The organism is Xanthomonas campestris pv. badrii (assembly GCF_012848175.1).
GTDB lineage: Bacteria > Pseudomonadota > Gammaproteobacteria > Xanthomonadales > Xanthomonadaceae > Xanthomonas > Xanthomonas campestris_C.
On the sequence record NZ_CP051651.1, the window covers coordinates 2046163 to 2071590 of the forward strand.

Annotated in this window: 22 protein-coding genes and 1 pseudogene; 12 read left to right on the forward strand and 11 right to left on the reverse strand. The window is 64.5% G+C overall.

Annotated features, from left to right (window positions below; genetic code table 11):
• Window positions 1-91 precede the first annotated feature (91 nt).
• The 7 genes from HG421_RS08580 (at window position 92) to HG421_RS08610 (ending at window position 6677) form a co-directional block, all read left to right on the forward strand.
• On the forward strand, window positions 92-610 hold the full coding sequence (locus HG421_RS08580) for an acyl-CoA dehydrogenase family protein (protein WP_169708136.1): 519 nt from the start codon (window positions 92-94) through the stop codon (window positions 608-610).
• A complete protein-coding gene (locus tag HG421_RS08585) occupies window positions 598-1356 on the forward strand; it encodes a PIG-L deacetylase family protein (RefSeq protein WP_169706042.1) in 759 nt (252 codons plus the stop codon). The genes HG421_RS08580 and HG421_RS08585 overlap by 13 nt, the downstream gene beginning before the upstream one ends.
• A complete protein-coding gene (locus HG421_RS08590; RefSeq protein WP_169706043.1) occupies window positions 1353-1955 on the forward strand; it encodes a class I SAM-dependent DNA methyltransferase in 603 nt (200 codons plus the stop codon). The genes HG421_RS08585 and HG421_RS08590 overlap by 4 nt, the downstream gene beginning before the upstream one ends.
• Window positions 1952-2620, forward strand: a complete 669-nt coding sequence (locus HG421_RS08595; protein WP_169706044.1) for a glycosyltransferase — start codon at window positions 1952-1954, stop codon at window positions 2618-2620. Before HG421_RS08590 ends, HG421_RS08595 begins: the two co-directional genes overlap by 4 nt.
• A 295-nt stretch (window positions 2621-2915) precedes the next feature.
• Window positions 2916-4277 (forward strand): alpha/beta hydrolase, encoded by a 1362-nt coding sequence (locus HG421_RS08600; protein WP_169706045.1) that lies wholly within the window; start codon window positions 2916-2918, stop codon window positions 4275-4277.
• Window positions 4274-5830, forward strand: a complete 1557-nt coding sequence (locus tag HG421_RS08605) for a GMC family oxidoreductase (RefSeq protein ID WP_248279486.1) — start codon at window positions 4274-4276, stop codon at window positions 5828-5830. The genes HG421_RS08600 and HG421_RS08605 overlap by 4 nt, the downstream gene beginning before the upstream one ends.
• Window positions 5831-5873: 43 nt before the next feature.
• Window positions 5874-6677, forward strand: a complete 804-nt coding sequence (locus HG421_RS08610) for an SDR family NAD(P)-dependent oxidoreductase (protein ID WP_169706046.1) — start codon at window positions 5874-5876, stop codon at window positions 6675-6677.
• A gap of 348 nt (window positions 6678-7025) precedes the next feature.
• Here the strand turns inward: HG421_RS08610 and HG421_RS08615 are convergent.
• From HG421_RS08615 to HG421_RS08650, 7 genes and pseudogenes are all read right to left on the reverse strand, one after another.
• Window positions 7026-7267 (reverse strand): annotated as a pseudogene (locus tag HG421_RS08615) (alpha/beta hydrolase); the annotation flags it as partial.
• A gap of 8 nt (window positions 7268-7275) precedes the next feature.
• Window positions 7276-8544, reverse strand: coding sequence for a phosphatidylserine decarboxylase family protein (locus tag HG421_RS21075; protein ID WP_211161796.1), 1269 nt, complete (start codon window positions 8542-8544; stop codon window positions 7276-7278).
• Between the two features lie 32 nt (window positions 8545-8576).
• The gene (locus HG421_RS08630) at window positions 8577-9473 is read right to left on the reverse strand and encodes a DNA-binding domain-containing protein (protein ID WP_248279487.1); all 897 of its coding nucleotides are present in this window, start codon (window positions 9471-9473) and stop codon (window positions 8577-8579) included.
• Window positions 9466-10434, reverse strand: a complete 969-nt coding sequence (gene bufB / locus HG421_RS08635) for an MNIO family bufferin maturase (RefSeq protein WP_169706048.1) — start codon at window positions 10432-10434, stop codon at window positions 9466-9468. Before bufB ends, HG421_RS08630 begins: the two co-directional genes overlap by 8 nt.
• Before the next feature lie 15 nt (window positions 10435-10449).
• A complete protein-coding gene (locus HG421_RS08640; protein WP_169706049.1) occupies window positions 10450-12501 on the reverse strand; it encodes a ferritin-like domain-containing protein in 2052 nt (683 codons plus the stop codon).
• Between the two features lie 1136 nt (window positions 12502-13637).
• Window positions 13638-14297: an SMI1/KNR4 family protein gene (locus tag HG421_RS08645; RefSeq protein ID WP_169706050.1), complete on the reverse strand. Its 660-nt coding sequence runs from the start codon at window positions 14295-14297 to the stop codon at window positions 13638-13640.
• 237 nt (window positions 14298-14534) lie between these two features.
• A complete protein-coding gene (locus tag HG421_RS08650; protein WP_169706051.1) occupies window positions 14535-15410 on the reverse strand; it encodes a LysR family transcriptional regulator in 876 nt (291 codons plus the stop codon).
• A 160-nt stretch (window positions 15411-15570) separates the two neighbouring features.
• Here HG421_RS08650 and HG421_RS08655 point away from each other — a divergent pair, with 160 nt between their 5' ends.
• Window positions 15571-16440, forward strand: coding sequence for an NmrA/HSCARG family protein (locus HG421_RS08655; RefSeq protein ID WP_169706052.1), 870 nt, complete (start codon window positions 15571-15573; stop codon window positions 16438-16440).
• A 145-nt stretch (window positions 16441-16585) separates the two neighbouring features.
• On the opposite strand, the gene HG421_RS08660 is transcribed toward HG421_RS08655, so the two are convergent.
• From HG421_RS08660 to HG421_RS08670, 3 genes are all read right to left on the reverse strand, one after another.
• A complete protein-coding gene (locus HG421_RS08660; protein ID WP_169706053.1) occupies window positions 16586-17236 on the reverse strand; it encodes a TraX family protein in 651 nt (216 codons plus the stop codon).
• Window positions 17237-17358: 122 nt separating this feature from the next.
• Window positions 17359-19152 (reverse strand): transmembrane repetitive protein, encoded by a 1794-nt coding sequence (locus HG421_RS08665; protein WP_169706054.1) that lies wholly within the window; start codon window positions 19150-19152, stop codon window positions 17359-17361.
• Between the two features lie 13 nt (window positions 19153-19165).
• Entirely contained in the window at window positions 19166-19765 is a 600-nt protein-coding gene (locus HG421_RS08670; RefSeq protein WP_169706055.1) for an NfuA family Fe-S biogenesis protein, read from the reverse strand.
• A gap of 88 nt (window positions 19766-19853) precedes the next feature.
• Between HG421_RS08670 and HG421_RS08675 the strand changes: the two genes are divergently transcribed.
• The 4 genes from HG421_RS08675 to HG421_RS08690 all read left to right on the forward strand — a co-directional run bounded on the left by HG421_RS08675 (window position 19854) and on the right by HG421_RS08690 (window position 24023).
• Entirely contained in the window at window positions 19854-20210 is a 357-nt protein-coding gene (locus HG421_RS08675) for a 4a-hydroxytetrahydrobiopterin dehydratase (protein WP_104604852.1), read from the forward strand.
• Window positions 20207-20629, forward strand: coding sequence for an energy transducer TonB (locus tag HG421_RS08680; protein ID WP_169706056.1), 423 nt, complete (start codon window positions 20207-20209; stop codon window positions 20627-20629). Before HG421_RS08675 ends, HG421_RS08680 begins: the two co-directional genes overlap by 4 nt.
• A gap of 236 nt (window positions 20630-20865) precedes the next feature.
• Window positions 20866-21684, forward strand: a complete 819-nt coding sequence (gene zupT / locus HG421_RS08685; RefSeq protein WP_169706057.1) for a zinc transporter ZupT — start codon at window positions 20866-20868, stop codon at window positions 21682-21684.
• Window positions 21685-22205: 521 nt separating this feature from the next.
• On the forward strand, window positions 22206-24023 hold the full coding sequence (locus HG421_RS08690; RefSeq protein WP_169706058.1) for a DUF3300 domain-containing protein: 1818 nt from the start codon (window positions 22206-22208) through the stop codon (window positions 24021-24023).
• A gap of 246 nt (window positions 24024-24269) precedes the next feature.
• Here the strand turns inward: HG421_RS08690 and HG421_RS08695 are convergent, their stop codons facing one another.
• Window positions 24270-25256 (reverse strand): RluA family pseudouridine synthase, encoded by a 987-nt coding sequence (locus tag HG421_RS08695; protein WP_169706059.1) that lies wholly within the window; start codon window positions 25254-25256, stop codon window positions 24270-24272.
• Window positions 25257-25428 lie beyond the last annotated feature (172 nt).

The window sequence follows — 25428 nt, forward strand, 5'->3', positions numbered from 1 at the left end:
GGTGCGCAGCGGCCAACAGCATCCGCTTGCAGCAGTGACATTGGCGAAGGGTCACTTTGCCCTCGATGCAAGCCAGTGGCATGGCCCGGGCATGGTCGGCGTGACTACCGGTAGTGGCCATTTCACGCATGCCCCTGCGGCCCTGTTGGGCGAACCGGCGTTCTATCTGCAGCGGCCGGGATTCTGGCATGGCGGGGCAGGCATTGCGGCGTGCTGGTATGGCGCCGCCACAGCCATCGCCGAGCAGGTGCGTCGTTCGCCAAGAGTGGCGAACAACCCGTTTTCTGCAGCGCACCTTGGTGCGATCGACGAACAGCTGACAGCGGCGCGGCTGATGCTGCAGGACCTGGCAGATGCGATCGACAGCGCGCCTACCGAGAGCCATCAGTTCGCGGTCGTGCGGCTGCGTAGCCTGATGGACCGCATCTGCCGGGACGTGATCGAACGTGCCGCACTGGCGTTGGGGCCTGCTTCGCTGTGCTGCGACGCCGAACATGCGCAACGATGCGCAGACCTGGCTGCCTTCATCCGCCAATCCCATGGCGAGAAGGACGAGCAATGGCTGGGCGAACAGCTGCATGCGCGCAAGGGCAACCCATGGCTGCCGTGAGAGGCGAGCATATCGAAGGGCAGGGCGTTCCCGAGGTGCGCTGGCAGGCATCGCGCCAACTGATCGAACTGCCCACCACCAGCATCGAGCAATTGCTTGGCGACACCAGCCGCGTGGTAGTGGTCTCTCCACATCCGGACGACGAAGTGCTGGGCTGTGGCGGGCTGCTTGCGATGGCGGTCGCATCGGGACGACAGGTGCTGATCGTCTCCGTCACCGACGGCGAAGCGGCCTATCCGCAGGAAGATGCGTGGCCGCCGGCACGCCTGGCCGCTGCGCGTCGCGACGAATTGCGCGATGCGCTGGCATGCCTGGGGATCGATCCCTCCCGCGTGGTCAGGCTGGACGCGGGAGATGGCCAGGTTCGCGCGGGCGTGAGTGCCCTGGGTGCGCAACTTTCCGAGCTGCTGCAACCAAGCGACGCAGTGCTGGTGACGTATGCACACGATGGCCATCCCGACCATGAAGCATGCGCCGATGCCGCGATCGATGCTGCTGCCCACTGCCAGGCGCGGCTCATCCAGTTTCCGGTGTGGGCATGGCACTGGGACAACCCGGACCACAGCCAGATGCTGGCATCGGCGACGCGGCTTGCGCTTCCGTCCGCTGCTCACGCTGCAAAGATGCAGGCGATGGCAGCGTTCAGGACGCAGACCGGTCACGTCACGCCCGCGCTGCGCAGCCCCATTCTTCCGGACTGGGCGCTGGCACGGTTTCGGCGCGACTTCGAGGTCTATCTCCCATGAATGCCCAGGCCAATGCCGAGTACTTCGACAGCATCTACCAGCAGCAAGATCCCTTTGGCTACGGGACGCGTTGGTACGAGACACGCAAACGCGACATCCTGCTGGCAACCTTGCCCCGCATGGGATTCGCCCGCGGCTGGGAACTGGGATGTTCCAACGGCGAGGCGACGCGCGGGCTGGCAGCCCGCTGTGAACGCTTGCTGGCAACCGACATGTCTGCGGCTGCCGTGGAACAAGCCAAACAGCGCGTAGGCCAGCGCAGCACTGTCGAGATCGTGCAGGCCTGCCATCCGCAGCAATGGCCGGTTGGCAACTTCGATCTGATCGTACTGAGCGAGATCGGCTACTACCTTGCCGCCGTCGAACTCGATGAGCTGATCGTGCGTCTGCAGGAGGCGCTCACACCAGACGGGCTGCTGGTGGCCTGCCACTGGAAGCATCCGTTCGAGCAGGCGCAGCAAGATGGCATCGCCGTGCATGCCTGCATCGCCCGGTTGCTCACCTTGCCCTTGAGTTACCGCTACGAAGACAGCGATTTCCTGCTGGAAGCGTGGACGGGCCAACCGTTGTCGGTTGCACAGCAGGAAGGTTTGCGGTGATTGCGGTCATCATCCCCGCACACAACGAGGCCGGCTGCATTGCCGCATGCCTGACATCGGTCTTCCGTGCTGCAGCGCATCCGGAGCTGGATGAGCCGGTGCAGGTGATCGTTGCAGTGGACCGCTGCACGGATGCCACCGCCGAGCTGGCGCTGGCCTTGGGCGCGCGCGTGGTCGACGTCCCCACGCCCGGCGGTGTGGGCATCGCGCGCGCCGCAGCCGCATCCCAGGCCATTGCGCTAGGTGCCGATTGGCTGGCCGTGACCGATGCCGACTCGCGCGTTCCCACCGATTGGCTGCTGGAACAACGCCGCGCAGGCACGGGGGTGTTCTGCGGCGTGGTGGAAGTGGAGGACTGGCTGGACTATTCCGATGAGGTGCGCCACAGGTTCGAACAGACCCAGGCAACCGGCGACGGCCATGGCCGCATTCACGGCGCCAACCTGGGCGTGAGCACCGCTCTGTATCAACAGTGCGGCGGATTTCCTGCGTTGACCTGCAGCGAAGATGTTGCCTTGGTCCGCGCACTGCAGGCGATCAAGGCGTCCATCGCCTGGTCGCCACGCGCGGTGGTGTGGACCAGTGCGCGCCGGCACGCGCGCGCGCTTGGCGGCTTCTCCGACTTCCTGAAGCAGCTGGAAGCACGGCCCGTTGTGCCCGCCTAAGAGATGATGTAACCAAGGCGTGCCGATTGTGGAAGAGCGAGATCGGCGTTAGCCCTTGCATGGAAAACCCGCCGAATGGGCGTTGGTCGCCATCGCGGTCTCATGGTCGCGGCATAGCCTTGCAAGCAACCGCGACGGGACATTCCTGTGACTTCCCGCGAGCGACTGCCCGCGATTGAACAATGGCATCACGCGCAACAACACCGACGCGCGGCGCACGGGCGTTCGACCTCATCTGCACGAGACGTGGACGAAGCGTACGCCACCATGCCGAACCCGCAGATCAAGGTGCGACATGGCCAAGCCAACGCTGTTTTTCCTGCATGCCCTCGGGGGCAGCCGGCATGAGTGGAGCGGTGTCGTCGCGCAGCTCGGTGACCAGTTCGACTGTGTTGCCCTGGACATCCCCGGCTTCGGCGATGCGGCGGCGCTGGAGCACTTCGATACGCACGCGCTGGTCGACTGGTTCAGCGCTGCAATCATCGCGCGGCAACCGGCATGCTGGTTCGCGGTCGGGCACAGCATGGGCGGAAAGATCGCCACGTTGACAGCGGCGCGCGCGCGCGATGGCGTGGCAGGCCTGGCCGGGCTGGCGGGCGTGGTGCTCGTTGCCGCATCGCCGCCGGCACCAGAACCCATGGAGGAATCGCGCCGCCGCACCATGCTGGGCTGGTTCGAATCGGGACAGCCCACGCATGCGGAGGCAGCGCAGTTCGTGGATGCCAATTGCGCCTCGACGCTACCAGACGAGCTGAGGGACACAGCGATCAACGACGTCCTGCGCACCGCGCCCAGTGCGTGGAGTGCATGGCTTGCACGCGCCAGTCGCGAAGACTGCACGGCGCAGGCCGCGTGCATCGGCGTGCCGGCGATGATCGTGGCCGGTGGTCAGGATGGCGATCTGGGCGAGGCCGCGCAGCGGCGCTTGAATGCGCCGCACTATGCGCAGGCGCAGCTGGCCGTTGTGGCCGATGCCGCGCACCTGATCCCGTACGAGCAGCCGCAGCAGCTGGCGCGGTTGATCGCGGCGCATGTGGAGCACTGCAGGCCGCACTGCCTGCCCGAGGACTTCATTGCGCTGCTGAATTCCGGGCGCGTCATGCCGCGCATGCGCAAGACGCTGCTCGCACGGCATGCGGGCCCGCCTGCCACGGCCGACGGCGTGTTGAACCAGCGCCAGCTAGAGGTGCTGGCAGCAGTGGTCGCACGCGTGCTGGATGGCGAAGGCGACGCGCGGCAGATTGCGCGGCGCATCGATGTGCAGCTGGCAGAAGGCGCAGGCGATGGCTGGCGGCATGCGGATCTGCCGGCAGATCGCCTGGCAGTACCGCTGGGATTGGAGGTGCTCGATGCGCTGGCCGGCGGCTTTGCCGAACAGGCCGTCGCTGCCCAGGAACGCTGGCTGCAGGAGATTGCGCACGCGGCGACAGGCGACACCTCGGCGCATGGTCTGGATGCCACCCAGCTGGCACACTGGTTCGAGGACGTGCGTGCCAAGGCTGTGCGCATCTGGACCAGTCTTCCCGCCACGATGGCTGCGCTGGGCTACGACGGGTTTGCGGTAGGCCGTGTCGGCACCGAAAGCCTGGGCTACGAAGAGACCGCTGCGGATCGGCACGAACCCTGGCAACTCCACGCCTGCGGGGCCGACCGATGAAGGCTGCTGGCATGCAGGCCGCTGGTACGCAGGCTGCCGGTAAGCAGGATTGTGTCGATGCAGTCGTGATCGGCAGCGGTGCTGGCGGTGGCCCCCTGGCGGCGCGGCTGGCGCAGGCCGGCGTTTCGGTGGTCGTGCTGGAGGCGGGCGCGGCGTTCACGCCGCAGTCCCACATCCCCGACGAATTGACCACCGGCATCTACTGGATGGACGAGCGCCTGAGCGGTGGACAGACACCGACCGCGTTCGGGCCAAATAATTCAGGATCCGGGCTTGGCGGCTCCACGCTGCATTGGGGCGCGTTCTGCCCACGCCCGGACCCGCGCGATCTCACGCTGTTCACCCAGACCGGCCAAGGCGCCGACTGGCCGATCCCGCACCAGGAATTGCTGTCCTACATCCGTCGCGTCGAAGCCTTTATCGGCGTCTCCGGTCCCGCGCATTATCCGTGGGATCCGGAGCGGAGCTACGCGTATCCACCGCCACAACGCAACGCGTCGGCAGTGGCCATGGAGCGCGGCTGCCGCGCACTCGGTATCAGTGCGACCGATGCGCCCGCTGCACTGGTCAGCCGCCCTCACCAACAGCCGCACTGGGGCCTGCGCGCGGCCTGTAACAATTGTGGCGCCTGTCACCAGGGCTGCAGCAACGCGGCCAAGGTCAGTGTCGATACCACCTGGCTTCCGCTCGCCAACGCGCATGGCGCGCAACTGCGCAGCGACAGCCGCGTGGTCGATCTGGAACGCGATGGCCGCGGTGCGCTGACCGCAGTGATCTATCGCCAGCACGGCCAAGAGCATCGCCAGCAATGCAGCAATGTCTTCCTGTGTGCGGGCGGGGTAGAGACGCCGCGCCTGTTGCTCAACCTGGCGTTGGCCAATTCCAGCGGGCAGGTCGGGCGGAATTTCATGGCCCATGTAGCCACCCAGGTGTGGGGCGAATTCGACGCCGACATGCGCATGAACCGGGGATACCCGTCCTCGCTGATGACCGAGGACATGCTGCGCCCGGCCGATGCCGATTTCATCGGCGGCTATCTGGTGCAGAGCCTGGGCGTGCAGCCGGTCACGCTGGCCAACACGCTGGCACGCGGCGCCGGCCTGTGGGGCAGGGAGCTGGTCGCCACCATGCAGCGCTATAACCGTCTGGCCGGTATCGGCATCAATGGCGAATGCCTGCCGCAGGATCGCAACCGGCTGACGCTGTCCGACGAGCAGGACGCATTCGGGCAGCGCAAGGCGCGTATCGATTTCAGCTACGGACCGAACGAGCAGGCCATCGATGCCCACGCGCGCGCCACGCTGCAGGGCATCTGGCGCGCCGCTGGCGCCCGCAACGTCTTCGCAGCCGCGCGCTCGGCGCACACCCTGGGCACCTGCCGGATGGGCACCGATCCCGCGCAGGCCGTGGTCGATCCCGACGGCCGCGCCTTCGATGTGCCGAACCTCTACGTGTGCGACAACTCGATCTTTCCCAGCGCATTGGCGGCCAATCCGGCGCTGACGCAAATGGCGCTCGGGCTGCGTACCGCAGAACGGTTCCTCGCGCGCTAGCGGCGTGCCCGCCGCCACATCCTTCAACCACCAGGAGCTCACCATGGATCTCGGAATCAACCAGCGCATCGCCCTCATCAGCGGCGGCGACTCCGGCATGGGCAAGGAGACCGCGCGCCAGCTGCTCGAAGCAGGCGTCCGCGTGGCGATCACCGATCTTCCCGATGGCACACTCGGCCAAGCGATCGCCGAGTTGTCCAGCCTGGGAGAGATCATCGCCCTCGAAGGCGACGTGACGCGCGAACAGGACGTCACCGCCATCTGGACGCAGGTGCGCGAACAGCTGGGCGAGCCGGACATCTACATCAATGCGGCCGGCGTCACCGGCGCCACCGGCGATTTCCTGGAGGTCAGCGATGCCGGCTGGCTCGAAACGCTGGACATCAACCTGATGGGCGCGGTGCGCATGTGCCGCCAGGCCATTCCCGCCATGCGTCGCAAACAGTGGGGGCGGATCGTGTTGTTCGCCTCCGAAGATGCGGTGCAGCCGTACGTCGATGAACTGGCCTACTGCGCTTCCAAGGCCGGCATCCTCAGCCTGGCCAAGGGGCTATCCAAGGCCTATGGCGGCGACAATGTGTTGGTCAATACGGTGTCGCCTGCCTTCATCGCAACGCCGATGACCGACAAGATGATGCAAAAACGCGCGCAGGAAAAGGGAACCAGCGTCGAAGACGCGATCTCCTCGTTCCTGGACGAGGAGCGTCCCGGCATGGTGCTCAAGCGACGTGGCCGCCCGGAAGAAGTGGCCTCGGTAGTGGCGTTTCTCTGTTCGGAGCGCGCAAGCTTCATCAACGGGGCCGGCGTGCGCGTGGATTCGGGTTCGGTGTTTACCATCGCTGGCTGAGCCGGGCGGTGCCTCCACGGTGGAGCCGCATGTCAGCACATCAACGACCGATAGTTGCAGGTGTTGTCGGCACCGATCCGTGACCACATCAAACAGCGATGCCGAGATTGAATCTTCCTGCGGACGGTAACGCGACGGCGCGGTGTCGCGGGCAGATGCCATCGAGCAGGGCGGTTAGTCGGCAACGGTTGTGGCGGGACTCACTGGCCCGGTTCCACTGTTCATCCCGCAGTGCCGCAGCATCCGCCGGATGGCAAGATCCATGTCGCCAGATCGCCAGGCTGCTCCGGCACATTGCAGCGAACGCCTGCTCGGCAGGCGATTGCTGCAGCCCCGAACCGGCGGTGCTTACTTCAGATGTTCGCGCAACCCATCGCCAGCCTGGTGGATGGCATTGCATACCGCGGGGACCTCGCGCAAGGCGTTGAGCAGGCCGTAATCATGAATCAGCCCCTTGTAGCGCGTCACGGTCACTTCCACGCCGGCTGGTCCAGCTTGCGGCCGAAGGCCTCGCCTTCGTCGCGCAGCACGTCCAGTTCGGCGGTCTGGATCAACGTTGGCGGCAGGCCGGCAAGTTGCATCGAGCTCGCGCGCGGCGTCAAACAGGCGTGTTTAATCTTGCAAGCTCTGCATTGACGTCGATGGTCTGGTTCGGTTGCAAGGTGCCGAAATTCAGTGAAACGCTTTTCTCGAACACCAGGCAAAGCGTCGAGCCACCGTAGTTGAAGTAGCCCAGCTCATCGCCCTTGCTGACGTGCTGGCCATCGGCAGCAGTCTGCGTCAGTGAGGAGATTTCCGTGATGCCGATCGGCATCACGAAGACGGTGCCCAGGCGTGCATCGTCGGCAGCAATGGAGACAATGCCTCGATTGTTGACTGCCGATCCATAGACTTGCGATGTCACACCTGCGTCCGGATCGAAGCCGCTGTCTTCGTTTTCGCTGAAAAGCAGTCCGTCGACATTCTTGTAAGTGACCACGCCATCTACCGGCGCGTGCCAGCGGTGGTAGTCCGCTCCACTCAAGAAGATCTGCACCACCGTGCCTCCTACAAAGCGCTGCAGCAGCGCTGCATCAGGGTTGCCGAGCATGTCTTGCAGGGAGTAGCTCTGTTCCTTGATCCAGAACACGGTGCTCTGTTGCACGTTGGTTGCGATGCGATACACCGTGCCGTCGTTGGGCGAGGTGATGATGCTGGCGTCGCCTTGTCCAGCCAGCGGGCGACAACTGGCCTGGATTTCGCGATGAAAAAAGTCATTGTAGGACTGAAAGCCGCCGTGTTCTGCGTCCCAATCAATCAAGAAATCGGCAAGCTTGAATTCGGCGATGGCAGCCGTGCCCAGCCAGCCGACATTGGGATCTCGGTTGAGCACCCAGCAGCTGGCCTGGCTGTCGAGATACGCCGCCCATGTCTTCAGGATCGCCCTCAGTGCTTCATTGAATGATTCGAGTCGGAACAGGGCTTTGCCTGCGGGCGTGGCCATCATGTCGACAAACAGCGCCGACATCGGGAACAGCACCCGTGCGTTCTTGTCGACGTTGTATTCGGGCGCCGTGGTGCAGATGACATCGAGCTGGGCCAGCATGTCCTGGATGGAGGAAATGTTTTTCGTAAAAGCACTGGTTTGGTCGATAGCCTCGGTGACATACATGCGCACGATGCCGTTGGCGTCGATCAGGTCGGCCAGATCCTGCACCGCCTGGTTGACGTAGCCAGGTCCGTGAGTGCTGTGCAGCCGGCCAGCTTTTTCGCGAATGAGCGCATGCCACGAGGCCAGCCCGCTGCGATCTTCCGGAAGGTATCCGGCCAGCGCGCCGAAGCTGCGGTGATAGTGCGCGTCCAACAACGGTGCGGTAACGCTGGGCATGGCGAATGTCCTTGTCGGAATGTTGAGCAGGTCTACACGTGGGTGGGTTGAGCGGCTGGGGATGGAGATATCAGTTCCAACAAGCTCGATGCCTGCGCAGTAGGCAGCCATAGCGCAAGCAGGGCGTGCAGTTCGCCCGCCGTTCGTCCGGTGCGGCGTGCCGCCGCCTGTGCGCATTCGATGAGCGTGCGCGGACGGCGCGCCGCGTGGCGCAAGGCGAAGAATTGCCAGTCGGTGAGCGATTCGATCCCGACGCGATAGCGGTGACGGCGCACGGTGAGGAAGGTTCTGCCAGCGACAGGGGATTCATTCGGGCTTTCGCCCGACAGCCACCTCCGAAAGCTCTCCAGAGTGTGCGACACGATGGCCAGCCTGGTGGTCGCAGGCAGGCGCACAACGCAGGGCACTCCCATTGCGAGCGTCGCTGCATCCATCCGTGCATCAAGGTCCGCTTCTTCCAGTCCGCGCACGCGGCTGGCCTCGGAGAGTGCCCGCTCGATCCAAGCCAGCTCGAGCGGAAAGCGTTGGCGTTGCTGCCCGGGGCGAGACCGTTGGGAGGCGCGAAGAAAGTGCGGGAGGCCTGCACCCAGCGCATGCAAGGTGGGAGAGCGGGAGGGATGTTCGCTCAAATATGCGCGTGCGAAGAACGCAAACAGTTCCCGGCCAAGCAGGCGCGATAGCGTTGGATAGTCGGATTGCAGGCATTCGATCAGCCTGAGCCAATAGCCATTGGCGTAGATGGCCAGCCTTGCGTGCGGGTCGACACCAGCAGGCGTAGCAACGAGGGCGTGGATATCCAGGCCGTGTCCGGCATGCGCGGTTCTAAGCCCTTCTTTCAGGCCCGCGGCATGTGTGGTTGCCGTCAGCATCCAGCGTTGCACCTCGACAAGCGGAGTTGCGCCCTGATCGCCTGTTGAAGAATCAAGCATCCAGACGCTCCACCTGGGGATGGTGGAGGGGCGTGGACACTGCCTGCTCGGCGGCGACCGGAAGTGCCATCGCCGGCATGCTGCCTTCCATGACCTGGCGCGCCTTGTCCAGCTCGCCCAGGAGCCCGTCGTAGTCAGGCAAGTTGGCGTCCCATTCCAGCAGTGTGGAGACGCCGCCGGTCAGTCGCTGCGCAAGTGCGTACAGCTCCCACACGCGGCCGGGCACGGGGTGGTCGTGCGTGTCGACCAGGCAGTCGCCGTATTGCGTCGGTCCTGCCAAGTGGATTTGCACCAGCTGCCGGTGCGGCAGCGAGCGAAGATACGCCTCTGGGTCGAAGCGATGGTTGTGAGCACTCACATAGACATTGTTGACGTCCAGCAGGATGCCGCAACCGGTGCTTTCGGCCAGCCGAGACAGGAACTCCCACTCCGGCATGGTCGATGTATGAAATTGGACGTAGCTGGATGGGTTTTCCAGCACCAGCGCTCTGCCGAGCACGTCCTGCACCTGCAGAACCCGGTCGCGCACATGAGCGAGCGACTCTGCATTGAAGGGCAGGGGGAGAAGGTCATGGGAGTTGTGCGAACCGAGTCCGGTCCAGCACAGATGATCGGACACCCAGACGGCGTTGATGTCTTCCGCCAGTTGTTTGAGCTTGTGCAGGTAAGCGGTGTCGAGCGGCGTTTCCGAACCGATCGACAAGCTGACGCCATGCATCACGATGGGAACCTCGGCCGCCAGTTTGCTCAACATGGCGCGCTGGTAGCCGGCGTCATCGAGATAGTTCTCGGAAATGATTTCGAACCAATCCACCCGCGCTCCCCCGGCCAGGATGGCCGGGAGATGCTGCGGACGAAGTCCTACACCGAAACCGAGGTTGGGCAAGCCCAGGCGGGGTAGGGGCGTGCGTTCTTGCACCGTGCCCTGGACATGGTGCGACTGCGTCGGACATGCGTGCATTGCCGTGTCGGCCGGTCAGGTGGAAGGCGGCAGGGCGATGCGCAGGTCCGTCGGACTGGGCTTGGTACCGGGCGGCAGTTGGCGGTTGGCCATGACCTTCTCGAATGCCTGCCAGGCGATGTCGTAGACCGAATCGCCCAGAGCGAAGGGTAGTTTCGCTATCGGCGTGGGAGTGTTGTCCGAACCGGTGAAATCGAACAGCTCCATCGTGCCGGCTTTGGGATACAACTGCGAGGCGGAGATGGGCACGGCGCATCCACCCAATCCTGCGCATTTGTTGTCTGCGGGCGCGCTGAAGAAGTCCGGCAGGCCGCAGGTGCCACCTCCCGCAGCAGCACGTGGCGCAGATTGGCCACACCCGCCGCGTCCTCCGATCGACTGCGAGCAGTTGCCACCGCCGCTCACGCCGTGAACAAAGCCGCAGCCTCCCTGGGTGGCGCAGGTGTTGGAGCCCTTGCAGCTGTGATAGATGGCCGGTGCCGCACAGGTCCCGCCGGATGCATCCAGTGCCAGGCCCTGGCAGGCATGTTGCAGGGCGCTGGTAGGCTGCGCCGCCACTCCTTGCCGCAGGGTTGGCGCGCTGCCATACACGGCCCAATACAGCCCCATCCGGTCACCCGAGCCGACCATGGAGGGAAACGGGAAGTCGACAGACAGATCGCCCCAGGATTTGGTCAGCACGGTGGTGATGCCGGCAAGCGAGCCTTGTGCGACATTGTCCAGGCCGACTGGATCGACCAGCTTCAAGTTGTTGAGAGCCGTCGCCACCTCCGATGGCTTGGGGATGTTGGTCGGCGCAGTGGCAGGGTCGAAATCGGCACTGGTGAGCAGCGCCTCGTTCCAGACATTGCCTGGCACTGCATGCCATTGGCTCCACGTTTCCACCTTGCCGACCATACCAAGCAGATGCTCGAAGCGTTCGTAATGATCTTGCCCGCCATTGCTTGATCTCGCGGCCGCATCTGCCGACGGTGCAGGCCCGCCTGTATCGGTGTAGGAAGGATAGTTGTTTGCCAACGCCGCCTCGTCTGGCTGGAACTGCACAAGCACGCTATCGAGAGTCGCCAGCTGAATTCCGGTTTCCAATGCACGCTCGTGGATCATCCCGAGAAATGCGCTGGTAATCTTCCAGTCGATTCCGCCCTCGCCCTGATCGCAGATGGCATACATCATGTAGATCGCCTGCGCGGCGGCCGCCAGCGGATGAGTCTCGGTGATCTGGGTAAGGAGTTGGGGGTATTCCTTTTGGATCTTGCTGGTGACGCCATTGAACAAATCGCGCTGACCTGTGGGGCCTGCAAACACCTTTTCCCACAAGGTCTGGCCGTCTTCGTATTTGAGCGTGATGTATTGGAAGATGCAAAAATACATCCAGCCGATGGTTCCGAATTTCGGCAGGTCCACTTCCGTATTCGTCGCAGTCCAGCCATTGAACGGCACGGTCGGGAAATAGGTTGTTTCAAGCACTGATGGCTTGATCTTGGCGCGTGCGGTGTCGTGGCTTTCCTCGATCACCTTGAAAAGCTCTACTTGCGCCTGTGTCAGTCCTGCAAGGTCGACGGTCAATCCGCTGCCCACTGTGCCGTCTTCCAGGTCTTGCAGGTCGATGATGTGCGGAATGACCGTCTGCGAGGGGCCGTAGCAGATCCAGTTGTAATTGGCGTCTTGCAGTAGCGGGCTATTGAACGTCGGCGTTACCCCGACTGCGCCGCACAGATTGGCGGCCATTTGAAGATGCAGCATCTCGTCGATAAAGACCGAGAACAGCAGGTTGTAGGCGCGTTGCGAAACGGGCGCGCCCGGTGGTGTTGGCTTGGTCGCCATACCTGGCCAGCGGCGGCCCTTATAATAAGAAATGCCATCCGCATTGATCGCGTGTGTGCCTTGGATGGATTTCATCGTGCACATGTACAGCGGTACCGTGAATAGCTCTACGTTGACAGCGGCCTGGACCAAGGCCTGTAGCGCGGCCCTGTCGGCTTCGAGATCGGCAAGCGGTTGTCCGGTGATCTGTCGGGGAGCTTCGGGAATAACTCCCAATGTGGCATGCGGTACGGTCGCGCTCATACAAACCTTCTCCATGGATGTCCTAGCATTCGGCTGGGTGGCGAGATTGCATGCGTATGAAGCGCATCCATCCGTCCTGGTGGCGACGAAAACTGCATCGGTTCGCGCAGTCCTTGCGTCTAGGCACACCTGGAGATCAAGGGCGCTCTTTTGGTTTCTCTTCAGGCCCTCTGCAGATGTAGTAGTAGGTTGCTTCGACGTATATGCCGGGCTCCGAAGCGAGTCAATTGCCCAGTGCGCCTGGAAATGGCAATGCGTGACCAGACCGACTGGGATTTCGTGACCCAGCACATCCGTGGCAACGTGAGCCCTTTGGGCAGGCCATCCTCTTCGGCGGGCACCTGTGCTTTGCCATGCTCGGCATCGGACTGGGTCTCAGCATCGTGTAACACACTACTCGCGACGAGATTCTCCGTCAGAGACAAGAACGCAATGCATCACGAAACAGCGTAGAGCAGGGCGCTCGTCCCCACATAATCTATAAAGCGTCAGCAGGGATCGCGGGGCATCTGCACCCAACCGTTCGATACCCGTGTAAAACGGCGACCTTGTAAGCAGCGCTCGCCGTCTCTCAATGGTCTTGGCGGGTTGTATTCCTCGGCTGTGGGCGCTTCTCGCGGTGCTTGCACGTTCCGTGCAAATGCGCGCTGCATCTGTTGTGTTGCCAGTTTCGATTCTCTCTCAAGTTGTGCCATCGCTTGACTGGTCTCGTACCTGCTGTACAGCCCAACGACGATGCTATGCGCTAGCAGCGCGATGAACCCGCCCACAGCAATCTGCCACCATAGGTCTGATGAGTCTGCTTCTCGATACCTGCGTTCCATGCCGCCCCCGATTCTGTGAGCCGGCATTGTAGACCCGGGGTGTAGGCGCATGGCCCCTACGGGCCCAGCCCAGGGGCGTGTGAGTTCCACGTGGTTCCTGACGACGCGGCGATGCCCGATCCTCTGCACAGCTGTTGGGCACCGGGCTCCGACAGGCCGGCGCGGCGGGCGACGGCCCATGTCGCAGGTGTCATTCATGCGGCGAGTTCCGTTTTGCTAGCGGAGCGGTTCGTTAAGCAAGTTTTTGATCTAAAGCCAGATCGAGCAAATTCGCGCCCACGCGGATCTCGGTCCTATTTCGCATAATGTATATTATGTAAAAACCGATTCGGGGCCAGGTCTGGGCCCAGACACTTCACCCAACGACCGCCCCACATACGTCCACGTCGGTGAGCTGTACCAGTTGCAGACATCGATCTCGCGTGCTGCCTGCAGCCACTGCACGCCGTCTTCCAGTGCATCGGCCGCCAGCGTGTATTTGCCGTTGGCCAGATCGCTCTCGAACTGTCGTGCAAATTCGCTCATCGATGGCGCCAGCAGCAACGCGACAGCATGCTCGCTGTCGAGAAAGACAATTTGCCCAGCAGTACCGCCAACCCCTGGAATCAGATCCACACACAGGCAGCAACGGGCAAAATCGGTCCCGATGACAATGCGCTGCCGGCCCGTCGCCATCACCGGCCGAATTCCCTTGTCTGCAAAGCGTGCTGCAACGGGCTCAGTGTTTTGATCGCGCGTCACGGCATCCAGCACTTCATCCACGCTCATCAATGAAAGTGCGCGCGCAAAGTTGGCTGTTGCATCAGGGTCCAGTCCCGCGCTTTCGCGGTACAGCGTGGCCAGGTCCGCGGGCACTGCTTGGCCAAGCGCCGACTCCAGCGCGGCAAGTTGTGCTTCGCTGGCCGGAGGCAACAGCGCGTTGGCGATGTCGGGCGCTACGCGCCGTAACTGTGCGCGAATCCCTTCAAGCATCACGGTGCACCTCGTTCCTTCAATGGCTCACGAGTGTAGCGCGCGTGTATTGGCCGCTGTGTTGGTAAGCGAAGCCGGGCTCAATCAGCGCAGTTATCGCCTTTCATCGAAGCTATTGGCACCAGCCAACCGTTTATTGATTCGGCGGACATGCGGTACACATTAATCGCGTGAATCGGCAGCGAGCGCCCGGGCAACGCTCGTTGCAACTGCCCTGCCCCATGGACGTTGCCCCACCTACGCATCCAGCACCAGTTCCGCATCCGGATATCGGGCGCACATGAAATCGACGAAGGCGCGCACCTTCGGCGCCGCCAGTCGCCTGGAGGTGTGCAGGACCCAAAGTGAAGCCTCCCTGCCCGAGATTGTTCCCCATTGCAGCAACGCGCCGCATGCAAGTTGAGCGCCTGCGATTGATTGTGGAATCAGCGCCACGCCAGCGCCGGCAACGACCGCCTCGCGCACCATCAACAGCGAGGAGAAGCGAAGCTTCGGTATCGGCTCAAGCAGCAGGCGGCCGCCGTCGAGCGACCAGGTGGTCGGCTGGAAATTCGTGGTCACCACAGCGGGCACCTGTATCACTGCGCCAGCGGACGGCATCGCGATGCTTGGTGCTGCCACGACAATCAGCCGATCCTTGGCGAAGCACCTGCCGACCAGGCGGCTATCCGGATCGGGGTTGATCCGGATGGCCGCATCGAACTGCTCTTCGACCAGGTCGACGATGCGGTCTTCGGCCACCACCTCCAGCGTGATCTCCGGATAGGCGGCACAAAACTCGGCACCAAGCCGCCCCATCGCCAGTTGCGAAAACAGGACCGGCGCCGCCACCCGCAACCTGCCGCGCGGCGCGGACAGTCCCTCGCGTGCAGCGGCCATCGCCTCGGCCACTTCGTTCAACGGTGCTTCGGTGCGATCCATCAGCAGTTGCCCGGCTTCGGTCAGCCTGAGTCCGCGTGCGCTGCGCTCCACAAGCCGCACGCCGAGTTGTTCCTCAAGCTCGGCGATATGGCGCGACAACGTCGCCTTCGACCGACCACTGGCACGGCTGGCCTTGCCCAGGCCCTGGCTTGCGGCGACCAGCGAAAAATCGATCAGTGCGTTCAGATCCATGGTGTTTCACATTTGAAACCGGGTGTCTGAATTCTGGGGTATTCGTTTCGTATTCGCAACGGCATAGAGTGTGTTCACCGCAACGCCAACGCGGCGCGCCGGCAACACCCCAGCAGCGCATCCGCGCTGTCCGTCCTTCATCCACAGCAGGAGATTCACCATGAGCATTCTCGTTATCGGTGCCACCGGCACCGTCGGTTCGTTGGTCATCGAAGGCCTGGCCACTGCAGGTGCACAGGTCAGGGCGCTGGTTCGCCAGCCGGGCAAACGCAACTTTCCCAAGGGTGTCACCGAGGTCGTCGCCGACCTGACCGATGTGGGCGCGATGCGCGCGGCACTAGCATCTGTACGCACCCTGTTCCTGTTGAACGCGGTTAGCCCCGACGAAGTGACGCAGGCGTTGATCGCCTTGAATCTGGCCCAGGAAGCCGGGATCGAGCGCATCGTGTATCTGTCGGTGATTCATGCCGACAAGTACACCAACGTGCCCCACTTCACCGGCAAGCACACCGTCGAGCGCATGATCGAAAGCCTGGATATTCCAGCCACGATCCTGCGTCCTGCCTACTTCATGCAGAACGACACCCTGATTCGGCAGACCATCCAGGACTACGGCATCTATCCGATGCCGATCGGCGCAGCAGGTGTGGCCATGATCGATGCACGCGACATCGCAGACATCGCCGTCGCCGAGTTGCTGCGACGCGACCGCGCAACCGATCCACTGCCGCGCCTCACGCTCGATCTGGTGGGCCCGCACGCCATCACGGGTGCGTCTGCGGCGCAGATCTGGAGCGCGGCTCTCGGGCGCGAGATCGTCTACCCCGGCGACGATGTGGCCGCGTTCGAAGCGCAGATGGCGGCACACAGCCCCTCATGGCTGGCCTACGACCTGCGCCTGATGCTGGCCGGCATCCAGGCCATCGGCATGCGGGCGGATGACAACGCTCCGCAGACCCTGGAAGCCATCCTGGGTCGCCCGTTGCGGACCTACGAGCACTTCGTTCGCGAAGCCGTCGCGACAGCGTGAGTGTGGTTTACGCGACACGCGCGGGCGTCCCGCGCGTGTCGCGCCGCGATGATCGCTTCGTTCGGTCCGAACGTTGGAATGCCTGTATCGACGTCGCCTGCCTGCGTTGGCTGGCTAGGTAGCCCAGAGCAGGAGTCAGCAGGTATCAAAGCACTGCGTAAGACAGCAGGCTCAATACCAGTAGATGCCCCACGTAGTAAAAATAGAACGCCCGGCGCGAGCGCGGAACCGGTATGCGCACTTTCGCAAGCAACAGCAATGGCAGCGCCAGCAATCCCCAGGGGGTGTCGTTGACCAAGCACAGCAGCGCCACCGGTAGCACGATCAGCACCAGCGCCAATACGCTCCTGGACAGGCGCCACTGCCATGGGTTGCGCCAGAACACCCAGGCGCACAGGACGATCGCCAGTCCATTCCATCGATAGTCGACCGCCGCTGGCGCCAGGAGCGCGCATAAGGCAAAGAACACCCAGCGGCCGCGCTCGATCGCCAGAATGCACACTGCCGCCAATGCAAAGGACAGCAGAACGTTCAGCGGAAACACGCGCTGAAATGCGATGGCTGCAACCGGCGTGGCGACAAGCCCCCAGACAAACAGCCGCTTCACGGACTTCTCGACATCCGCCTGGGGCTGGGCAAGGTTGTAGGCGAGCACCAGCGCAAACAGCGGAAATGCCACCCGGCCTAGTTCTGTTACGACCGGCACGTATCCAATCGCAAGAACCTTCAGGACGTGATCGCCTGTCATGAAGGAGGCAGCCAGCCACTTCAGGAATTCGCGTCCACCACTGGTCACCGTTGAATCTCGTCTTGTGGGTCGGATGCCCGCTGTTTTCTGCCGGTTGCTCCAGGGAGCAGACGCCAGTTCCCTGGGCGGCGTCGCCGGCATGGGTCACTGAGCCGCAGGATCATTCGCCATCACCGCACCGCTCCGTTGTCTTCCTGCAACTCGCGCTTGAACGGCACATCCGGCGGCGGCCTGGCGGTGGCCGGTTGGTCGTTGAGGTTGGGGTCACTGAGACCGCAGCCGCCACCAAACTGCAGCAGCGACACCACGCAGCTGATCTTTGTCGTGGTGCCCGGAATCGGAATCTCGATCTTCTTCAGTCCGCGGCGCACCCATTCCTGCAACAGCGACTGGTTCGGCATCCAGTATTTGTCCAGCGAGGTCGGCGTGTAGCCATACGGCGGTCGCTTGAGCCAGGTGCCGCCCTGGGCGATCTGGTCGCGGGTCCAGGTGTCGGTCTCGCTGCCCGGCGGCCCACGATCGCCTGCGCCGCTGCCGATATCGCCGCTGCCGGCCACCCGCACACTGCCGTCGCTGTTGAAGACGCCATCGCGTTGGCCGTTCGCACCGCTGCTGTCGCCGCGCCGGTTGCGGTCGGATTTACTCCAGTCGTCGGCATTGGCTGCGACATCCCAGCCGCCGCTACGGTCGGCCGCTTGCGGGCCGGCCTTGCTGCTGGCAGCAGGCGTGGCAGCGGAAGCGGCTGCCGCCTTGTCGGCTTGCGCAGGTGTAGCCGATTTGGCCTGCGCGGTGTGTGGTGCCGAGCTGGCTGGCGAAGGCTGCGCAGCAGGTGGGCTGGCCGTCGCCGACGAGGTCGCCGGCTTGGCCGGTGTCGGTTGCGCTGGCGGCGCTGGCGGCACCGGAGTGGGGTCTGGCACGCTGGGCAGTTCGGTGGCACGCACCGCAACCTCGGGCATGCGCACACTGGGCGCGAGCTCGCGCGGCCGGATCACTGGTGCGCTGAGCTGGGGTTGGTCGGGCACCACGATCTCGCGCTCGCGTACCGCCGGCGCCGGTGCAGCACGCACCGCCACCGTAGGCGCGGGGCGCTGCAGCTCGCGCAGTGCCGGCCGCTCGGTCACGGTCTGGATGTCGCGCTGCCGCACCTCGATCTGCGGTGCCGAAGGCGCCACCGGACGTGGCGCCACGGTGATGCTCGGCGGTGGCGGCACCACGAAGTCGGTCGTGGCAATCGGTGTTTCGGTGACCTGCAACGGCGATTCGATCGTGACCGGCGGCACCTGCACCGTCACTTGCGGCACCTCGGGCGCCACCGGTTCGCTGGCAGCAGCGACCGCTGGTTCGGATGCAGTATCCGTCGCCTGCGCCGTGCTGGCGGACTCGGTGGGTTCGGTTGCCTGCGGCGGCACCGAAGGCGGCGGCGTCGCGTCGGCCGGGTTCCCGCTTGCTGCGCTGGCGTTCTGCGCCGTGGCAGCCACGCCGGCAGCAGGCTGCGCGGCAGCGGCCGGTTCCCCTTGCCCGCCCCCCTGCTCGGCCGCGCCATCGCCGATGAACGTCATCCGCACCCGCGACTCCTCGCCTTGGGTGGTCTCCTCCGGCGCCCAGCGCACGGCGACCACCCAGATCAGCAAGGCGATAAAGCCGATGTGGATCAGCAAGCTGCCCAGCAAGGCGAGCCAGTGCTGCGTGCGCTGATCGCGCGGGCGTGGATCCCAGTGTTGCCACCACAGGCTGCGGAACGCCTGGAATGGCGTCAGCAGCCGCGCAGCGCCAGTGCCATCGGCAGCAGATGGACGCGCCAGCAGCACATCCATCACATGGTCGTCGTTGAATGGCGCCGCTGCATCGCCACGGCTACGCATCCAGATCGCCCAGCCGTATGGCAGCCCGGTGCGCCGATCCAGAATGAGCTTGGCCGGCATGCGCGCGCGCAGTGCCTGCAGCAGATCGGCAGCCGTTGTCACCTGTGGTGCGGAATCAGGCCGCGCTGTCGCGCGGAATGTACGGGGCGTCGCCGGTGGCGTGATCGGTCGCATCGCGCACCGCGGTCACCCCGGGCACGCGCCCCATCAAGGTCTTCTCGATGCCCTGCTTGAGCGTGACATCGGCCATGCCACAGCCATGGCAACCGCCGCCGAAGCGCAGCAGCACCACGCCATCGGCAGAGACTTCCTGCACGGCCACGCGGCCACCGTGCGAGGCGAGCTGCGGGTTGACCTCGTTCTCGACCACCCAGCGCACGCGCTCGACGATCGATGCCGATTCAGCCGGCGCCTCGCCCTTGATCTTGGGCGCCTTGATGGTCAGTTGCTGGTTGCCGGTGGATTGGGTGACGTAGTCGATCTCGGCACAATCCACCCACGGCACGCTGGCGGCGACCACATATAAGGTGAAGCCGTCGCAATCGATCGCCCACTCATCGCCGTTGAGATCTGCCGGCTCTGCGAACTCGAGCCTGGCATCGGCACGCGGGGTCCCCGGGTCCACCGCGCTCAGGCGTACGCCCATGCCGGGCACGCCCTCGCGTTCGATGAGCTTGCGGAAATAGGTCTGGGCTTTGTCGGATATCTGGATCATGCGGGTTATTCTAGCGCTCAATGCGCCCTCGCTCATGGAACACCGTGATCCTGGCGGGGCGCCGTCCGCCCACCCCTGCGAGACCGCCATGACCGATCTGATCCCCCTGGAGCAGGCCCACTGCCTCCCGCGCAAGGGCAGCGACCACAAACTGGGCGAAGCGCGCCTGGCCGAACTGCTGCCGCAGGTGCCCGGCTGGGAGCTGGCCGAGGCCGGTACCGCGATCACGCGGACGTTCCGGTTTGCCGACTATTACCGCACCCTGGCCTTTGTGAATGCGCTGGCCTGGATCGCCCACCGCGAAGACCACCATCCGGACCTGGGCGTGCACTACGACCGGGTCGTGGTGCGCTATTCCACCCACGACGTGGGCGGGTTGAGCGAAAACGACTTCATCTGCGCCGCGAAGGCCGCGCAACTCTACGACCAGGGAGTCACCGCATGAGTATGTCTCGCGCCGCCCTCGCCGGCCTGACCCTGGCGGCCAGCCTGACCAGCTGCGGCAAGCCCTCGCAACCGCCGGCAGCGCCCAGGGTGGCTCCCACCGAACTGGCCGCGCTGAAGACCCCGCCTCCGGAATACGCCCCCGAGCTGGCCTGCGCCGGCGTCGGCGGGACCAGCGTGCTGCGCGTGGTGATCGGAACCGAGGGCAAGCCCACCGATGTATCGGTGACCCAGAGCAGCGGCCAGCCAGTGCTGGACGAGGCAGCGTTGAAGCGCGTGCGCGAATGGCAATTCAAGCCCGCCACGCGCAATGGGCAGGCGGTACCGCAAACCATCCAGGTGCCGGTCGCCTTCAAGCCGCCGGTACCACGGCCGGACGAATGCTTCGCCATTGAAGAGCGGGCCCGGCGCGGCGGTTGAGCACGGCCGCTGCCGGGGCGGCGGGATTCCGATCTGCAAGGCGGGCCGACGTGCCCGCCATTGCATTGCGTGACGACACACACGTCGCCACTCATCGCCGCGACTATCGGCCTCATCGAGGGCCGGCGGCACCACGCGTTCGTCATTGCGGCATTGCCATCCTGCACCGCCGCTGGGCGAGTGCGTGATGCATTTGCCGCAGGACAAGGCTCCTTTCCACGAGGTCGTCCCATCGCATGCTTGAGGTGTCGTCACACAACGTCTGGATCGCGCTCTCCGTCACCCTGGCCGCAGGCCTGGCGACCGGCCTGGGCAGTCTCATGGTGGTGTTCGCCAGGAAGCCGAACCCGCGGCTGCTCGCATTCGGGCTGGCATTTGCCGGCGGCGCGATGGTGTACGTGTCGTTGTCGGAGATCCTCAACAAGTCGATCGCTGCGTTTTCCCACGCCTACAACGACACGCTGGGTTTTACCTTCGGCACGCTGACCTTTCTGGCGGGCATGGTGCTGATCATGGCGATCGACCGCCTGGTGCCCAACCCGCACCAGAGCCTGTCCACCGACGATCCGCAGTTTCGCGACGACAACCGCGCCTACATCCGGCGCGTGGGCCTGATGACCGCGATCGCGATCACTGCGCACAATTTCCCCGAAGGCCTGGCGACCTTCTTCGCCACCCTGGAAAGCCCGGCCGTCGGCATGCCGCTGGCGTTCGCCATCGCCATCCATAACATTCCCGAAGGCATTGCCATCGCGGTACCGGTGTATTTCGCCACCCGCAACAAGTTCTACGCATTCGGCGCCAGCCTGTTGAGCGGTCTGGCCGAACCGATCGGTGCCGGCATCGGCTATCTGGCGCTGGCGGACGTACTGTCCGAAGCGGTGTTCGGCACGGTATTCGGGCTGATCTCCGGGGTGATGGTGTTCCTGGCGCTGGACGAACTGCTGCCAGCCGCCAAGCGCTACGCAAAAGGTCACGAGACCGTGTATGGCCTGGTGTCGGGCATGGGCACGCTCGCCATCAGCCTGGTGTTGTTTCGCTTTGCCGCGCCTTGAGGTGCTTCACCTGACCGCTTTACGGTGATCGCTGATCCAAGCGCGACACCGCGATAGCGGATGCTGCGAGTCGGCCAGCATTGCACTGATTGCCAACCCTGATGACAACAGTCAGATGTGGGTGACGGAGGGCTCGGCGGCGTGACGATATCGATCGGGCATGGTTGGGAACATCGATGAGCGGTGCTCCACACGCTCGCGGGTGCCCCCCCACTCCCAGCACCTGCATCACCGATGACCGCATCAATCAGCGCGCTTGGGCCACAAGCGAACGCCACGGAAGCTGCCAGGTCCTCCGCACATTGCAAGCTGGTACGAGCAGCCTCCCCAGCTAATTCGAACGCACTTTCAACGCGCTTTTAATAAGCGGGCGATGCGGCGCGTCGGTTCGCCGACGATTGACCGCCTGCATGCTTAACGCGGCTGCGCGCGTATGCCACACCACCGATCCAGCAAGCTTCCAGACATTCAACGCGGCGCATGGTACGCGCGTCATCCACGCGCACTGAGCGAGGTGCCGTATGCAACGCACACAGTCCTGGGAACGCCTGGCTTGGGCGCTCGCCATCGCATCCACCGGCGCCATGGTGCTTGGCGGCTGCCAGCGTCACCCACCCTCGCAGACGGCAGCGCCGCCCTCCGATCCATCGCCTCCAGTTGCCGCAGCACCTGCGTATACGCCGCCAACTGCCGACCAGCTCTACCAGCTGGTCGCTCCAATCGCCCTGTTTCCCGACAAGCTGCTGGCGCAGACGCTGGCGGCCTCGGTGTACCCGGATCAAATCATCGCCGCACAGGACTGGTTGCGCAGTCATGGCAGCCTGAGCGCCAGCGACCGCGCGCAGGCCACCGTCTCGCAATCCTGGGACCCCAGCATCAAGGCGCTGACCGCCTTTCCGGACGTTGTGGACCAGCTTGCCGGCAATCTCGACTGGACACGGGCGCTGGGCGATGCCTACGCGCACGATCCCAATGACGTGCTCAACGCGGTGCAGATCATGCGCCAGCGCGCGCAGGCCAGTGGTCACCTGCGCAGTACGCCGCAACAGCAGGTGCAGGTGGCGCGGCATGTGGTGGTCACGCCGATCCTAGACGCGGGCCGCGTGCCGCCACCCACGCAAGTGATCACCATCGAACCGGCGCAACCGGACGTGGTCTACGTGCCGCGCTACGACCCAGGCGTGGTCTACGGCACACCGGTCTATGTGGAACGCACCTATCGCTATCACCCGGTGCGTTGGTATGACCACAGCGACGTGGTGACTACCGGCGTGGTGTCCTTCGGCGTCGGCATCCTGGTCGGCATTGCGCTGGAACACCATCATGGCTGGTTTGGTTGGGCAACCCCGGCGCCCGCATGGCATCGCTGGGGCTGGAACAGCTGGGGCGTGGACTGGAATGCGCCGCCTGCAGCGCCGCATTACGTGGTCTACCAGCAGCATGTCTACGCGCCGCGCACCACCATCATCAACAACCGCACTAGCTATATCGATGCCCGCTCTTATGTGCATCAGGACCAACGTCGCTGGTCGAACAGCGCGCTGCCGTCTGCGCCTGGTGCGGCAGTGGTGCTCGCACCAGTCCCGGGGTCGCACATGGCTGCGCCGGTCACGCTGCCGGCAATCGCGCAATCCTTGCCGGCTGCGCGACGTCCCGGCGCATTTGCATCTGCGCCAAGCGACACACATCGCACGCCCGACTACGCGCATCTGTCTGCGCCGCGCTTCAATGCACAGATGTTGCAGCCAGGCCGCCCGGTGGCCACGCATGCGCCCTCCCCGCTCCCAGCCACTCTGCCACCAGCTCAGGTGGCGCCGCACGGGCAGAATGCCCCTGCCCCGATGGTCGCTTCAGCCGATCATCCGGACACCCGACACCTGGACGCCCGGACGACTGCATTGCAGAGCACGCGGCGCCAGCGTTCGGCGATGCCTCAGCCGCCACGCTCCTCGCAGACGGCGCCCCCAAGCCTGACAGCCATCGAACCTGCGCCGCGCACTACGCTGCCACCGCGCGAGGCCTTCGCCAACCAGCAACCGCGTGGGGCCAGACAGCCGGAACCGGAGGCGTCGCAGCTGCGCAATGCCCCCGTGCGTGGACAATCAATCGCTGTGCCTCAGCAACATGCCGCGTTCGTGGAACCGCAACGTGTCGAGCATGGGCTGCAGCCATCGCGACCGGTTCAACATCAGGTGGTGCAGGCGCCACCGCAGCAGCATCCGCAGCGGGTGGCGTCGTTTACCGCACCGCACCAGGCCCCTGCCCGGCCAGCCGAAACGCATGCTCAGCGCCCGCATTCGCAACCGTCGCAGCATCACGACCATCGCCGCGACAGCTGAAGAACATCTCATGGATCGGTCAGAAGCGTACCCGCAGCGCGTGTAAGCGCAAGCACCGCGGCAGCATGACGATCGCTCCGATAGCCGAGGCACAGCGTTGAACCGAGGATCGTCAGCAGGTGGGCATGGAGCTTCTTGTTAGAAGCCCCTCGCTACGTGGCCCAGCAAGGGAGTCAAGATCCAGTGCGCAGCACCACCTTATAAGTCATCTCCGGACCCAAAGCGCGGGCGCGCGCAGCGCCCGGGTCAGCGCCCCAGCCGATCCAGCGCTTCGGCCAGCTCCGGCGCCAGCGGCGCGCTGAGCACGTAAGGGGTCTTGCCAGCGTCGAGCGCGAACTCCAGCGATGCGGCGTGCAGAAACAACCGCTTCAGGCCAAGCTGGTCGCGCAGGCGCTTGTTGACCTCGGTTTCGCCATATTTGTCGTCGCCGGCCACCGGGTGGCCCAGATGCTGGGCATGCACGCGGATCTGGTGGGTACGACCGGTCTCGATGCGGACCTCGCAATATGAATGCCCCCCGCGCCGCTCCAGCAACTTGAAGTGGCTCAGCGAGGGCTTGCCGATCGCATTCACCTGCACGTGCCGCTCGCCACCCTGGCGCAGGCCGATATGCAGGGACGCATCGACCGTCATTACCCCATCGGGCATGCGCCCGACCAGCAGGGTCAGGTAGCGCTTGGTGATGCCGCGCCCGTCGACACGGTCGTCCTCGCGCATCAGCGCCTGCAGTTCGGTCAATGCCGAGCGCTTCTTGGCCACGATCAGCAGGCCGGAGGTATCGCGATCCAGCCGGTGCACCAGCTCCAGGCTCTGGTTCGGGCGGAGCGCTCGCAAGGTTTCGATCGCGCCGAAACTGATCCCGCTGCCGCCATGGCTGGCCACACCGGAGGGCTTGTTCAGCGCCAGCAGACGGGCGTCCTCGAACACGATCGCCGCCTCCAGCCGGGCCAGGAATGCGGGCGGCGGCGCGGCCTTGGCGCCCTCCTCGCCCATGCGCACGGGTGGAATCCGGACTTCCTCGCCGCCCTCGAGCTTGCGCTCGGCCTTGGCCCGCCCGCCGTTCACGCGCACCTGGCCGCTGCGCACCAACTTGTAGATCAGGCTGCGCGGCGCGCCCTTGAGCTGGCCGAGCAGGAAATTGTCCAGCCGCTGTCCGGCACGGTCCTCCGGAACTTTGAGAATGCGCACGCCCACACGGTCGGCGGGTGGCTTGGGGGGCTGGGGGTCGGTCATCCGGCTGTTTATTCTGTTACACTCGGCGAGCGAGATAAGGGTTTGATTTCGTTGGAAGTTGATTGGCCAGAAGCCTGACTTCCGATGATTCCGGCACAGTGCGCGACCACCGCCCCCGGGGCGGCCATGTTAGCGGCTCACCGGCCTGCCCGGCCATCGCCTGCGGTCTTTG

Coding starts and splice junctions, on each gene's coding strand:
- zupT (WP_169706057.1), top strand. CDS start 20,866: ATGCTTGAGGTGTCGTCACACAACGTCTGGATCGCGCTCTCCGTCACC.
- HG421_RS08590 (WP_169706043.1), top strand. CDS start 1,353: ATGAATGCCCAGGCCAATGCCGAGTACTTCGACAGCATCTACCAGCAG.
- HG421_RS08675 (WP_104604852.1), top strand. CDS start 19,854: ATGACCGATCTGATCCCCCTGGAGCAGGCCCACTGCCTCCCGCGCAAG.
- HG421_RS08605 (WP_248279486.1), top strand. CDS start 4,274: ATGAAGGCTGCTGGCATGCAGGCCGCTGGTACGCAGGCTGCCGGTAAG.
- HG421_RS08645 (WP_169706050.1), bottom strand. CDS start 14,297: ATGCTTGAAGGGATTCGCGCACAGTTACGGCGCGTAGCGCCCGACATC.
- HG421_RS08655 (WP_169706052.1), top strand. CDS start 15,571: ATGAGCATTCTCGTTATCGGTGCCACCGGCACCGTCGGTTCGTTGGTC.
- HG421_RS08650 (WP_169706051.1), bottom strand. CDS start 15,410: ATGGATCTGAACGCACTGATCGATTTTTCGCTGGTCGCCGCAAGCCAG.
- HG421_RS21075 (WP_211161796.1), bottom strand. CDS start 8,544: ATGCCCAGCGTTACCGCACCGTTGTTGGACGCGCACTATCACCGCAGC.
- HG421_RS08695 (WP_169706059.1), bottom strand. CDS start 25,256: ATGACCGACCCCCAGCCCCCCAAGCCACCCGCCGACCGTGTGGGCGTG.
- HG421_RS08585 (WP_169706042.1), top strand. CDS start 598: ATGGCTGCCGTGAGAGGCGAGCATATCGAAGGGCAGGGCGTTCCCGAG.
- HG421_RS08600 (WP_169706045.1), top strand. CDS start 2,916: ATGGCCAAGCCAACGCTGTTTTTCCTGCATGCCCTCGGGGGCAGCCGG.
- HG421_RS08640 (WP_169706049.1), bottom strand. CDS start 12,501: ATGAGCGCGACCGTACCGCATGCCACATTGGGAGTTATTCCCGAAGCT.
- HG421_RS08610 (WP_169706046.1), top strand. CDS start 5,874: ATGGATCTCGGAATCAACCAGCGCATCGCCCTCATCAGCGGCGGCGAC.
- HG421_RS08680 (WP_169706056.1), top strand. CDS start 20,207: ATGAGTATGTCTCGCGCCGCCCTCGCCGGCCTGACCCTGGCGGCCAGC.
- HG421_RS08690 (WP_169706058.1), top strand. CDS start 22,206: ATGCAACGCACACAGTCCTGGGAACGCCTGGCTTGGGCGCTCGCCATC.
- HG421_RS08580 (WP_169708136.1), top strand. CDS start 92: ATGGTCGGCGTGACTACCGGTAGTGGCCATTTCACGCATGCCCCTGCG.
- HG421_RS08670 (WP_169706055.1), bottom strand. CDS start 19,765: ATGATCCAGATATCCGACAAAGCCCAGACCTATTTCCGCAAGCTCATC.
- bufB (WP_169706048.1), bottom strand. CDS start 10,434: ATGCACGCATGTCCGACGCAGTCGCACCATGTCCAGGGCACGGTGCAA.
- HG421_RS08630 (WP_248279487.1), bottom strand. CDS start 9,473: ATGCTTGATTCTTCAACAGGCGATCAGGGCGCAACTCCGCTTGTCGAG.